Source organism: Vibrio sp. V10_P2A27P122 (assembly GCF_963874335.1).
Lineage (GTDB): Bacteria > Pseudomonadota > Gammaproteobacteria > Enterobacterales > Vibrionaceae > Vibrio > Vibrio anguillarum.
This window is the reverse complement of sequence record NZ_CAWNHY010000006.1, coordinates 1-13,071: the sequence shown is the minus strand read 5'-3', so window position 1 is coordinate 13,071 and position 13,071 is coordinate 1. Positions and strand designations below refer to the sequence as shown.

Here is a 13,071-nt window from a genome sequence, read left to right as displayed (position 1 = left end):
GTACAGATGGTGTCCGCGGTAAAGTTGGACAGTATCCTATCACTCCCGATTTCGTATTAAAACTTGGCTGGGCGGCTGGACGTGTATTGGCAAAACAAGGCACGAAAAAAGTCATTATTGGTAAAGATACGCGTATTTCAGGTTATATGCTTGAGTCGGCTCTAGAAGCGGGCTTAGCCGCTGCAGGATTAAAGGCGATTTTTACCGGACCTATGCCGACGCCAGCTGTTGCTTACCTGACTCAAACCTTTCGTGCAGAAGCGGGGATCGTTATCTCAGCGTCGCATAACCCTTATTACGATAACGGCATCAAATTCTTCTCATCCGAAGGGACTAAATTACCTGATGAAATTGAATTGGAGATCGAAGCTGAATTGGATAAACCGATTGAGTGTGTCGAGTCTGCCGAACTTGGTAAGGCTTCACGTATGGTCGACGCTGCAGGGCGGTATATCGAGTTTTGTAAAAGTACCTTTCCATCGCAATGGAATTTATCAAAGCTGAAAATCGTCGTTGACTGTGCTCATGGTGCCACCTATCACATCGCTCCTAATGTCTTTAAGGAACTTGGCGCTGAAGTGATAGCAATGGGGGTTGAGCCAGATGGTCTGAATATTAATGACGAAGTTGGAGCAACGGATGTCCGTGCGTTGCAACAGCGCGTTGTGGCAGAAAAAGCAGATTTAGGACTGGCATTTGATGGTGATGGCGATCGCTTAATTATGGTTGATGAGCTTGGCAATAAAGTGGATGGAGATCAAATTGCCTATATCATCGCCCGTGATGCCCTGAGACGTGGAGAATTAAAAGGTGGTGTTGTTGGAACGCTAATGACAAACCTTGGTATGGAAAACGGCTTAAAGCAGTTAGGTATCCCTTTTGCGCGAGCGGCGGTTGGTGACCGTTATGTGATGGAAAAATTGCTGGCAAAAGGTTGGAAAATTGGCGCAGAAAATTCAGGGCACATCATACTGCTAGACAAAGTGACTACGGGTGATGCGATTGTTGCGGCGTTGCAAGTTCTTGCTTCCGTTGTGGGCAGTGAAATGTCGCTCAATGAACTGGCTAAAGGCATGACGCTTTACCCGCAGGTTTTAGAAAACGTACGTTTTAGTGGTGATTCCAACCCATTAGAAGCCGAAGCGGTAAAAGCAGCTGTAGCTGCCGTAGAAGCGGAACTTGGTAGCCAAGGTCGAGTGCTCTTGCGTAAATCAGGTACTGAACCTTTATTGCGCGTGATGGTGGAAGGGGAAGATGCTGAGCTAGTAAAAAATTCAGCATTAAAGATAGCGCAAGCGGTTAAAGATAATTGCTAACCAGAAAAATAATATGAGTTAACCTAGGATTTCATGACCGTAATTCGGCTTGAAATCTTATGGTTAGCTATACACATAGGGTGTTGTTGCCCTTTTTTTAACCGCTTGAAGCATAAACTCCATTTTTTTATAAAATACTCCTTGTCAGCATGGGATGCATTCGTTAGTATTGCGTCCGCCTTCGTTGAGGAGGTCGCTAGCCTTGTTCAAGTCAGTTGATAAGAACGGCGCTGGCTCAACTATTTGGAACATAGGTGGAAGTAATGTTTACAGTTCTACTTGTGATTTACCTGTTGGCAGCGCTTGGTATCATTGGCCTAGTGTTAATTCAACAAGGTAAAGGCGCAGATATGGGAGCCTCTTTCGGTGCTGGCGCGTCAAACACTGTGTTTGGTGCTAGTGGCTCAGGAAATTTCCTAACCCGAATGACTGCAATTTTTGCAACCGTATTCTTCATTCTTAGTTTGGCATTGGGCAATTTGTCTACGCATAAAACTGAATCACAATGGATTGACCCAACTAAAGGTCAAGTGATTGAGCAAACTACGGATACAGCGAGTGACGTTCCAGTAAAATCTGGTGACGAAATCCCGCAATAACTTATCTTAGATAAGTACAAATAATTGCCGAGATGGTGAAATTGGTAGACACACTAGCATGAGGTGCTAGCGCCTTAGGTGTGAGGGTTCGAGTCCCTCTCTCGGCACCATTATTTACAAACTTGTAAATCACTTGATAGAGCGTATAATGCTCGCAAGTCGGACGCGGGGTGGAGCAGCTTGGTAGCTCGTCGGGCTCATAACCCGAAGGTCGTCGGTTCAAATCCGGCCCCCGCAACCAATTCTTTTTGGGTTTTGGATGCAAGTTTGTGCAGTGTCAACCTCACTGCAATTGAGAATTTAGATTCTCAATCATCAGGGTCCAGCAACAAAAAACCCCGACTAATCGGGGTTTTTTGTTATCTGAGTTTCTCAAGTATGAGATTTTCAGATAGTTGCTTGGAATTTAAATTGGGCTCTGTGCCCTTTTTTTGTTTCTGGAGTGGTTTAAATGACTGGTTTAGAAAGACAACTTACTGAAATGCTTGACGCTCCAGTAGCTGCATCAGGTTATGAGTTAGTTGGATTAGAATTTATTCGTGCCGGAGAGCACTCAACATTACGCATCTATATTGATCATGAAAACGGTATTAACGTTGATGATTGCGCAGAAGTGAGCCATCAAGTGAGTGCTGTGCTCGATGTTGAAGATCCAATTTCTGTGGCTTACAACCTAGAAGTTTCTTCACCAGGTTTAGAGAGACCACTTTTTAAAGCAGCGCATTATGAACAGTTTATTGGTCACGAAGTCAGCATCGTTTTGAAAATGGGTGTCGGCAACCGTCGCAAATGGAAAGGAATTATCCATTCTATTGATGGCGAAACCGTTGCAATTAGCGTTGATGGGAAAGAAGAACTATTTGCGCTAAGCAATATTTCTAAAGCTAACCTGATCCCTAAATTTTAGTTCTCCTAGAGAAAAGAGCTTAAGAGGCTAGATTAAATGAGTAAAGAAATTTTAGCGGTAGTTGAGGCGGTTTCGAACGAGAAGGCCGTACCTCGTGAGCGTATTTTTGAGGCGCTTGAAACTGCGCTTGCCACATCAACAAAGAAGAAACATGAAATTGAAGTCGATGTACGTGTTGCTATCGACCGTAAAACGGGTGAGTTTGAAACTTTTCGCCGTTGGTTAATCGTTGAAAATGTTGAACATCCAACAAAAGAAATTTCATACGATGCAGCTAAATACGACGACGAAACAGCTGAACTTGGTCAATATATTGAAGATCAAATTGAATCAGTGACCTTTGACCGTATTACAACACAAACAGCAAAACAAGTGATCGTACAAAAAGTGCGTGAAGCTGAACGTGCGCAAATCGTCGAACAGTTTATTGATAACGAAGGTGAGTTGGTTACTGGCGTTGTTAAGAAAGTAAACCGTGATTCGGTTATTCTGGATTTAGGTAATAACGCTGAAGCGGTTATTTTACGTGATGACCAGCTACCGCGTGAAAACTTTCGTCCAGGTGACCGAGTTCGTGGTCTGCTATATGCTGTACGCCCTGAAGCGCGCGGATTCCAACTCTTCATTACTCGTTCAAAACCAGAAATGCTCGCTGAGCTATTCCGTGTAGAAGTGCCAGAAATCGGTGAAGAGCTGATTGAATTGAAAGCCGCGGCTCGTGATCCGGGTTCGCGTGCGAAAATTGCAGTCAAAACCAATGACAAACGCATTGACCCTGTGGGCGCGTGTGTCGGTATGCGTGGAGCACGTGTTCAAGCCGTATCGAGTGAGCTCGGCGGTGAGCGCATTGATATCGTTCTTTGGGATGATAACCCAGCTCAATTTGTTATCAATGCAATGGCACCAGCAGATGTTGCATCGATCATCATGGATGAAGATACGCACTCAATTGATATTGCTGTTGAAGCGGATAACCTAGCGCAAGCAATCGGTCGTAATGGTCAAAACGTACGTCTCGCTTCTCAACTGACTGGTTGGGAATTGAATGTTATGACGGTTGCTGATCTACAGAAAAAACATCAAGAAGAATCGATGGCTTCTATTGAAAACTTCATGAAGTACCTCGATATCGAGCAAGACTTCGCTGAGTTATTGGTTGAAGAAGGCTTCTCAACGCTTGAAGAAGTGGCTTATGTGCCAGTTGCTGAGCTACTTGAAGTTGACGGCCTAGATGAAGATATCATCGAAGCATTGCGTACTCGCGCGAAGAATGCGTTGACCACGATTGCGCTAGCACAAGAAGAGTCTTTTGAAGGGCTAGAGCCAGCAGAAGATCTGCTCGCACTAGAAGGTTTAGAGCGTGAAATGGCCTTTAAACTCGCAGCGAAAGGCATAGTCACATTAGAAGATCTTGCTGACCAAGGTATTGATGACCTCGAAAATATTGAAGGTCTAACAGAAGAGCGTGCAGGTCAATTGATCATGGCAGCGCGCAATATTTGTTGGTTTAGCGAAGAAGAATAATTCTCAGCAAGGGGAGAGAGCGGCATGACACAACTTACAGTTAAAGCACTGAGTGAAGAAATTGGTACGCCAGTTGACCGCTTGTTAGAACAACTTGCTGATGCAGGCATGAACAAAACGAGTTCTGATAACGTTTCTGATGATGAAAAGCATAAGCTACTGTCACATCTTAGAAAAGAGCACGGTGATACCACTGGTGACTCAGAGCCGACTCGTTTGACGTTGCAGCGAAAAACACGCAGCACATTGAGCGTCAATGCCGGCGGCGGCAAAAGTAAGAATGTTCAAGTTGAAGTGCGTAAAAAACGTACCTACGTTAAGCGCAGTGCAGTAGACGATGAAGTAACACGTGAAGCGGAAGAAGCCGCGCAACGTGAAGCACAAGAATTAGCAGCGCGTGAAGCACAAGCAAAAGCAGAGCGCGAAGCCGAAGAAAAAGCACAGCGTGAAGCCGAAGAAAAAGCGAAGCGTGAGGCACAAGAGAAAGCGAAGGTTGAAGCACAAACGAATGCAACAGCTAACGCGGATGAGAAAGCAAAACGTTCTGCAGTGAAACCAGAACTTTCTGCTGAAAATAAAATGAAGCAAGAAGCAGCGCGAAAAGAAGCCGAAGAGCTTAAACGTCGTCAAGAAGCCGAAGCATTACGTAAAGCTGAAGAGGAAAGTCAGCGCCAGCTAGAAATAGCACGTGAATTGGCTGAGAAGAATAAAGAGCGTTGGTCTGCTGAAGAAGAGAAAAAGGGTAGTATGGAAGAAAATACAGATTACCATGTTACGACTTCAACGTATGCACGTGAAGCCGAAGATGAAGCAGATCGCCGTGAAGAAGGTGCTAGCCGTAAATCTACGAAAGCTAATAAGAGCAAAATCTCATCTCAGGATGATAAGCAAGAGCGCGGTACGCGCCGAGGCAAAGCTCGTAAAGGTCGTATGGCTAAACCTGCATCGATGCAACATGGTTTTGATAAAACAGCGGTTGTCGCTAAGCAAGATGTTGTGATCGGTGAAACGATTGTTCTTTCTGAACTGGCAAACAAAATGTCAGTGAAAGCAACTGAAGTTATCAAAGTGATGATGAAGATGGGCGCAATGGCAACCATCAACCAAGTGATCGACCAAGAAACCGCGCAATTAGTCGCTGAAGAAATGGGTCATAAAGTTCTCATCCGCAAAGAGAATGAACTGGAAGAAGCGATCCTTTCTGACCGTGATAACAAGTTTGAAGCAGTGCCTCGTGCGCCAGTTGTGACCATCATGGGTCACGTTGACCACGGTAAGACATCAACACTTGATTACATCCGTCGCACACACGTTGCATCAGGCGAGGCCGGTGGTATTACTCAGCACATTGGTGCTTACCACGTTGAAACACCAAACGGTATGATCACCTTCCTTGATACTCCTGGACACGCTGCGTTTACTTCAATGCGTGCTCGTGGTGCTCAAGCGACAGATATCGTTGTATTGGTTGTTGCAGCAGATGATGGCGTGATGCCACAAACGGTTGAAGCGATTCAACATGCGAAAGCGGCGAATGTTCCACTTATCGTTGCAGTGAACAAAATTGATAAAGATGGCGCGAACCCAGATGGCGTGAAAAATGAGCTTGCTCAACACAACATCATTCCTGAAGAGTGGGGCGGTGAGAACATGTTTGTTCACATCTCTGCGAAACAGGGAACCAATATTGAAGGCCTACTAGAAGCTATCCTACTTCAAGCTGAAGTTCTTGAGCTTCATGCTGTTAAAGATGGTATGGCGTCTGGTGTGGTGGTTGAATCTCGTCTTGATAAAGGCCGTGGCCCTGTAGCAACCGTTCTTGTTCAATCAGGAACACTACGCAAAGGCGACATCGTACTGTGTGGTCAAGAATATGGCCGTGTTCGTGCGATGCGCGACGAAACTGGTAACGAAGTTACGGAAGCGGGCCCATCAATTCCTGTTGAAATTCTAGGTTTGTCTGGTGTTCCAGCTGCCGGTGATGAAGCAACAGTAGTTCGTGATGAGCGTAAAGCACGTGAAGTGGCAAATTATCGTCAAGGTAAATTCCGTGATGTGAAGCTTGCACGTCAGCAGAAATCTAAGCTCGAAAACATGTTCTCTAACATGACAGCGGGTGAAGTGGCTGAACTGAACGTGGTACTAAAAGCAGACGTTCAAGGTTCGGTTGAAGCCATTGCTGATTCACTGCGTAACCTTTCAACTGATGAAGTGAAAGTGAACATCGTGGGTTCTGGTGTGGGTGGTATCACAGAAACTGATGCAGTACTTGCAGCAGCTTCTAACGCTATCGTACTTGGCTTTAACGTTCGTGCTGATGCATCAGCTCGTCGTACTATCGAATCTGAAAACTTAGACCTACGTTACTACTCAATCATTTATCAATTGATTGATGAAGTAAAAGCGGCCATGAGCGGCATGCTAGCACCAGAGTTTAAGCAAGAGATCATTGGTCTTGCTCAGGTTCGTGAAGTATTTAAATCACCTAAACTAGGTGCAGTTGCTGGTTGTATGGTGACTGAAGGCGTTATCAAACGTAATAGCCCTATCCGTGTTCTACGTGATAACGTGGTTATCTACGAAGGTGAGCTTGAGTCGCTACGTCGCTTTAAAGATGACGTGCAAGAAGTGAAGAATGGCTACGAATGTGGTATCGGCGTTAAGAACTACAATGATGTTCGCGTTGGTGACCAAATCGAAGTCTTCGAAACAGTGGAAATTAAACGTACACTGGATTAATTGACTGACGTTGCTGTATTGAAATAGACAGTAATCGGTTGTTGAATACACCATGGGGGGCTGGGTTGAACCATCCCCCCATTCTTTCTATATGTGAGAAAAGATATGTCAAAAGAATTTAGCCGCACGCAGCGCGTATCCCAACAGCTGCAAAAAGAACTCGCCATGATCATACAACGTGAAGTCCGTGACTCACGCTTAGGTATGGTGACTATTTCAGAAGTCGAAGTGTCACGTGACCTTGCTTATGCAAAAGTGTTTGTGACGTTTCTATGCGTTGGTGAGCAGACCCCAGAAAGCTGCTTAGCTGCGTTAAAAGAGCATGAAGTTCATATCCGCATGATGCTTGGCAAACGTATTCGCTTACGTTTGACACCAGAAATTCGCTTCACTTATGACAATACTTTGGTTGAAGGTATGCGCATGTCCAACTTGGTGACTGAAGTGGTCAGCAATGATAAGCGCAGACAGAAAGATGCAGGACGTGAAGATGAAGCGCCTGCTGAAGAAGGGAATGAATAGATGGCTCGTCGTCGTAAAGGTCGCCCAATCAACGGGGTAATTTTACTGGATAAGCCAACGGGTATCTCCTCGAATGATGCCTTACAAAAAGTAAAACGTATTTATTTTGCAGAAAAAGCCGGACACACTGGCGCGCTCGATCCTTTGGCAACAGGAATGTTGCCTATTTGCCTTGGTGAAGCGACAAAATTTTCTCAGTTTTTACTTGATTCAGATAAGCGTTATCGAGTCATTGCAAAACTGGGTGAGCGAACCAATACCTCTGATTCAGACGGAGAGGTAGTGGAAACACGTCCAGTCAATGTGCAATTAAATACCCTGCGAGAGTGCATCGAGCGTTTTCGTGGTGAAACCGACCAAATTCCGTCAATGTTTTCTGCACTAAAGTATCAAGGCCGTCCTCTATATGAATACGCTCGTGAAGGCATTGATATTCCTCGCGAATCTCGAAAAATCACTGTCTATGATATTGAATTGATCCGTTTCGAAGGTGATGAAGTTGAAATGGATGTGCACTGTTCGAAAGGCACGTATATCCGCACTATCGTGGATGACTTAGGTGAAATGCTTGGTTGTGGCGCACATGTGACCATGCTGCGTCGTACTGCGGTCGCGAAGTACCCATATGAGAAGATGGTGACTTTAGAGCAACTTGATGCATTGCTGCAACAGGCGCTGCGTGATGATGTCGCACCGAAAAATGTGTTGGACTCGTTATTGATGCCAATGGACAGTGCGGTGCAAGATTTGCCGGAAGTTAACCTTATTCCTGAGTTGGCAGACATGGTACAACATGGCCAACCAGTGCAAGTGTTGGGTGTGCCACTTGATGGCACAGTGCGCATGACCATGGGTGAAGAGAAACTCTTTATCGGTGTGGGTGAAATTGACCAAGATGGTCGTGTTGCGCCTAAGCGATTGGTCGTTTTTAGAGACGAAGAGTCGCTTTAAATAGCTATTGCTTAACGTTGGGGATTTCCCTATAATCCCGGCTTCGCGTAGCGGCTGAATCAGAGATTGGCTGCTACACCTTTAAACTTACTCTTATTAGGAGAGCATTATGTCTCTGAATGCAGAAACTAAAGCGGCAATCGTTGCTGAATACGCACGTGGCGAAGGCGACACTGGTTCACCAGAAGTACAAGTAGCACTACTAACTGCTTCTATCAACCACCTACAAGGTCACTTCAAAACTCACAAAGGCGATCACCACAGCCGTCGTGGTCTACTACGCATGGTTTCAAGCCGTCGTAAGCTTCTAGACTACCTAAAAGGTAAAGATTTAGGTCGTTACCAAGACCTAATCAAACGTCTTGAGCTACGTCGCTAAGATCAGTTTGTTCAGAAAAGGGGCTTTTAGCCCCTTTTTTGTTATCTAAATTTGGCACAATCTCTCCTAAGTCGCTATACTACCCGCCGTTAAAGTGTGTTGTATGTACTTTAACGCTTCATACTCATAGCATTACAGTCACCGAAGTCGGCCAGCAGGTCGCGGCTATTAAAAGTAGCGTTCAGATACCAGTGGGAGCGGCAAGCCCAACGCTTTGTTTCCCGTGATATAGAGCCTATTTTTACTAGTCGCGATTCGTAATGTCTTGAGTGTTATTTCATTCAATCTAGAGGCAACTCTAGAGCAAGGATAAACAATGTTTGATAAACCAGTAGTGAAATCATTCCAATACGGTAATCATACCGTCACTCTAGAAACCGGCGTTATCGCACGCCAAGCTACATCGGCTGTTATGGTCACTATGAACGATACCGCGGTATTCGTTTCTGTTGTTGGTAAAAAAGAAGCAGTAGAAGGTCAAGACTTCTTCCCTCTTACTGTTAACTACCAAGAGCGTACTTACGCAGCGGGTAAAATTCCAGGTGGCTTCTTCAAGCGTGAAGGTCGTCCATCAGAAGGCGAAACTTTGACTGCGCGTCTGATTGACCGCCCAATTCGTCCTCTTTTCCCTAATGCATTTAAAAATGAAGTTCAAGTCATCGCGACAGTGATGTCTGTAAACCCAGACGTTCAACCTGATATCGTGACTATGATTGGTACTTCAGCAGCACTTGCTATCTCTGGTATTCCATTCAATGGTCCTATTGGCGCGGCGCGCGTGGGTCACATTGATGGTCAATTAGTGCTTAACCCAAGCATGACCGAGCTTGCTGTATCTCGTCTTGATCTTGTGGTTGCAGGTACAGACAACGCGGTACTGATGGTTGAGTCAGAAGCGGATAACCTAACTGAAGAAGAAATGCTAGCAGCGGTTGTTTACGGCCACGACCAACAACAAGCTGTGATTAAAGCGATCAATGAATTTGCTGCTGAAGTTGCCACTCCAGCTTGGGATTGGGTTGCTCCTCAAGAGAACACAGTACTTAATAGCAAGATCGCTGAACTAGCAGAAGCTAAGCTTGTTGAAGCTTACAAAATCACTGAAAAAATGGCTCGTTACGACCGTATTCATGAAATTGCTGCTGAAGTAAACAAAGTAATTCTTGCTGAAGATCCTGAAGCAAATGCGAAAGAAATCCACACTATCTTCCACGATCTAGAGAAGACGGTTGTACGTCGTAGCATTATTGCTGGCAACCCACGTATTGACGGTCGTGAAAAAGACATGGTTCGTGCGCTAGACGTACGCACTGGTATTCTTCCTCGTACTCACGGTTCTGCACTGTTTACTCGTGGTGAAACTCAGGCAATCGTAACCGCTACTCTTGGTACTCAGCGTGATGCTCAAATCATCGATGAGCTAACAGGTGAGCGTAAAGATAACTTCCTACTACACTACAACTTCCCTCCATACTGTGTGGGCGAAACTGGTTTTGTAGGCTCTCCTAAGCGTCGTGAAATCGGCCACGGTAAACTGGCTAAGCGTGGTATCGCTGCCGTTATGCCTTCAGTGGAAGAGTTCCCATACACAGTTCGTGTCGTATCAGAAATCACAGAATCTAACGGTTCATCTTCAATGGCTTCGGTATGTGGTACTTCTCTTGCTCTGATGGATGCAGGTGTACCAATCAAGTCTTCAGTTGCAGGTATTGCAATGGGTCTTGTTAAAGAAGGCGATGATTTCGTTGTTCTTTCTGACATTCTTGGTGATGAAGATCACCTAGGTGACATGGACTTTAAAGTAGCGGGTACTAACCAAGGTATCACTGCACTGCAAATGGACATTAAGATCGAAGGTATCACCAAAGAGATCATGCAAATTGCGCTAAACCAAGCACAAGGTGCACGTAAGCATATCCTTTCTGTGATGGATCAAGCGATCTCTGGTGCTCGTGCTGAGATTTCTGAATTTGCACCGCGCATTTACACCATGAAGATCAGCTCTGAGAAAATCAAAGACGTGATCGGTAAAGGTGGTGCTGTGATCCGTGCTCTAACTGAAGAGACGGGCACAACCATCGAAATCGAAGATGACGGCACAATCAAGATTGCGGCAACCGATAGCGCTCAAGCTAAAGAAGCGATTCGTCGCATTGAAGAGATCACGGCTGAAGTTGAAGTCGGCGCTATCTATACTGGTAAGGTCGCTCGTCTGGCTGATTTTGGCGCGTTCGTTAACATTCTTCCTGGTAAAGATGGTCTGGTACACATTTCTCAAATCGCGGATCAACGCATCGAGAAAGTGTCTGATTACTTGAAAGAAGGCCAAGAAGTTCAAGTTAAAGTACTTGAAATCGACCGCCAAGGCCGTGTTCGTCTAAGCATGAAAGAAGCGGTAGAGAAACCAGCTGAAGAAGTTGTTGCAGCACCAACGGCTGAATAAGGCCACTTTAAGCTTGAGAAGCACGGCGCTTTAGTCGCCTTTTCAACATAAAGCATGATATAAAGGGAGCGTTATTCGCTCCCTTTTTCATGCCTAGATTAATGCGATACACCCACTTATCTTGAGCTTTGGGGTACACAGGAGTTTTATTTGTGAAATGGTTTCCAACGGCCGCATTGAGTGCTTTGATACTGATAATGTCGGGCTGCGCGTCAACTCAAAATGACAATCAAAGTCAATGGGTATACCCTCCGATGGCAGTGCCATTGCAGTCTTCATTACAGCAACAAGTTCAGATAGCGCGTTTGACGCAACTGTTACAACGTACTGATCTGCCTGATGATGTGCGGGCCAAAATGTTTTATGAGCGTGGTAACAACTACGACAGTGTTGGGCTAGGCACTTTAGCACGTTTAGATTTTGAGCAGTCGCTCGCGCTTAACCCGGCGCAGCCTGATATCTTTAATTTATTAGGCGTGTATTACACGCAAGTTGCAGAGTTTGATGCCGCTTATGAGGCATTTGATTCGACATTAGAACTTGAACCTGACAATTTTTACGCTGAGCGTAACAGAGCCATCGCACTTTATTACGGCGACCGTACAGAACTTGCGTTAGAAGAGATTCGCGCACATTATCAACATGACCCTAGCGATCCCTTCCGTGCATTGTGGCTATATATTATTCAAAGTGAAAGCGAGCCTTTGCAGGCACGTGTGGATCTCTTCAATCGCTATCAAGTTCGAGATGATCAATGGGGATGGCTCTTGGTTGCGTTAACGCTTAAAGAGATATCGGAAGAGCAAGCTTTTAAGATGATCTTAGAAGAAGGCAGCGGTAATGCGATACAAGCACAGCGTTTAACTGAAGTCTATTTTTATCTCGCTAAGCGTTACCAACAAGAGGGAAATTACGCGCACGCGATCGCCTTGTACAAGCTTGCGTTGTCATTTAACGTCTACGAATATGTTGAGCATCGATACGCTTATCTTGAATTGGGGAAAATTTTCCAGCAAGTAAGAGCCGACTATTTAGCTAAGGCGAAAGCAGAACAGCCAGAGTCTCAGCAATAAATACCTTGCTATATCCTTTCCCTTAAAGCCGCTGACTTTTTCAGCGGCTTTTTTGTTGCTTAACGATCTAAAGATCCATAAAATAGTTAGCCTTGATAACCATTTTGATTTGAAAAACAGTGAAACTAGAAGCTAACTTAGAAAAATTAGAGCGTTTTAGTGCCAAAATCTGGCGTCGGTATAGCAAAGCTGATCCCATTTCACAATTGAGCTTTAATGAATATGATTACCTTAAAGTGATTCAAAGCTCTTCTTTGCCACTGCGCTTAACTGATTTAGCTAATGAGATGGAAGTGAGTAAACCATCGGTATCAAATATGGTTAAAAGGCTTAAAAATAAAGGGTTAGTTCAGACGGCACAATGCCAAGATGATGCGCGTTCTTACCGAGTTTCTCTCACCGATACTGCGCGTGAGCATTTAGCGGATGAAGCGAAAGTGTACGCTGTTGTCGCAGAGCAAGTGACTAAGCATCTCTCAGAAGAAGAAGCACTGTGTTTTAATATGTTGTTATCCAAAGTATTACTTTAATTTACTTATATAGTTAGCTCTGCTAACTATGGTGATTGTGATGAAAAATGCAATTAGCCGGCAATTTTGGCGATATGCCATTCCGGGC

At 44.9% G+C, this 13,071-nt stretch carries 11 protein-coding genes and 2 tRNA genes; all 13 read left to right on the top strand.

The window, feature by feature from the left end; genetic code table 11:
* Nucleotides 1-1,316, top strand: a 1,316-nt coding sequence (gene glmM / locus AACQ17_RS00415) for a phosphoglucosamine mutase (protein WP_094167672.1), incomplete at its 5' end; no start/stop codon positions are given.
* Between the two features lie 263 nt (nucleotides 1,317-1,579).
* Entirely contained in the window at nucleotides 1,580-1,915 is a 336-nt protein-coding gene (secG, locus tag AACQ17_RS00410) for a preprotein translocase subunit SecG (RefSeq protein ID WP_010318534.1), read from the top strand.
* Nucleotides 1,916-1,941: 26 nt separating this feature from the next.
* A tRNA-Leu gene (locus AACQ17_RS00405) sits at nucleotides 1,942-2,025 on the top strand.
* Between the two features lie 54 nt (nucleotides 2,026-2,079).
* Nucleotides 2,080-2,156, top strand: a tRNA-Met gene (locus tag AACQ17_RS00400).
* Between the two features lie 210 nt (nucleotides 2,157-2,366).
* Nucleotides 2,367-2,822: a ribosome maturation factor RimP gene (gene rimP / locus AACQ17_RS00395; RefSeq protein WP_013857619.1), complete on the top strand. Its 456-nt coding sequence runs from the start codon at nucleotides 2,367-2,369 to the stop codon at nucleotides 2,820-2,822.
* A 36-nt stretch (nucleotides 2,823-2,858) separates the two neighbouring features.
* Nucleotides 2,859-4,346: a transcription termination factor NusA gene (gene nusA / locus AACQ17_RS00390; protein WP_013857618.1), complete on the top strand. Its 1,488-nt coding sequence runs from the start codon at nucleotides 2,859-2,861 to the stop codon at nucleotides 4,344-4,346.
* Between the two features lie 24 nt (nucleotides 4,347-4,370).
* Nucleotides 4,371-7,085 (top strand): translation initiation factor IF-2, encoded by a 2,715-nt coding sequence (infB, locus tag AACQ17_RS00385; protein ID WP_094147332.1) that lies wholly within the window; start codon nucleotides 4,371-4,373, stop codon nucleotides 7,083-7,085.
* Nucleotides 7,086-7,190: 105 nt separating this feature from the next.
* Entirely contained in the window at nucleotides 7,191-7,607 is a 417-nt protein-coding gene (rbfA, locus tag AACQ17_RS00380; protein ID WP_094124560.1) for a 30S ribosome-binding factor RbfA, read from the top strand.
* Entirely contained in the window at nucleotides 7,608-8,558 is a 951-nt protein-coding gene (gene truB, locus AACQ17_RS00375; protein ID WP_013857615.1) for a tRNA pseudouridine(55) synthase TruB, read from the top strand. It begins immediately after the preceding gene.
* A gap of 109 nt (nucleotides 8,559-8,667) precedes the next feature.
* Complete coding sequence (gene rpsO, locus AACQ17_RS00370; protein ID WP_010318921.1) at nucleotides 8,668-8,937, top strand: 30S ribosomal protein S15; 270 nt, start codon at nucleotides 8,668-8,670, stop codon at nucleotides 8,935-8,937.
* Nucleotides 8,938-9,253: 316 nt separating this feature from the next.
* Nucleotides 9,254-11,380, top strand: a complete 2,127-nt coding sequence (gene pnp / locus AACQ17_RS00365; RefSeq protein WP_010318920.1) for a polyribonucleotide nucleotidyltransferase — start codon at nucleotides 9,254-9,256, stop codon at nucleotides 11,378-11,380.
* 152 nt (nucleotides 11,381-11,532) lie between these two features.
* Nucleotides 11,533-12,453, top strand: coding sequence for a lipoprotein NlpI (gene nlpI / locus AACQ17_RS00360; RefSeq protein ID WP_094147331.1), 921 nt, complete (start codon nucleotides 11,533-11,535; stop codon nucleotides 12,451-12,453).
* A gap of 119 nt (nucleotides 12,454-12,572) precedes the next feature.
* Nucleotides 12,573-12,983, top strand: a complete 411-nt coding sequence (locus AACQ17_RS00355; RefSeq protein ID WP_010318918.1) for a MarR family winged helix-turn-helix transcriptional regulator — start codon at nucleotides 12,573-12,575, stop codon at nucleotides 12,981-12,983.
* Nucleotides 12,984-13,071 lie beyond the last annotated feature (88 nt).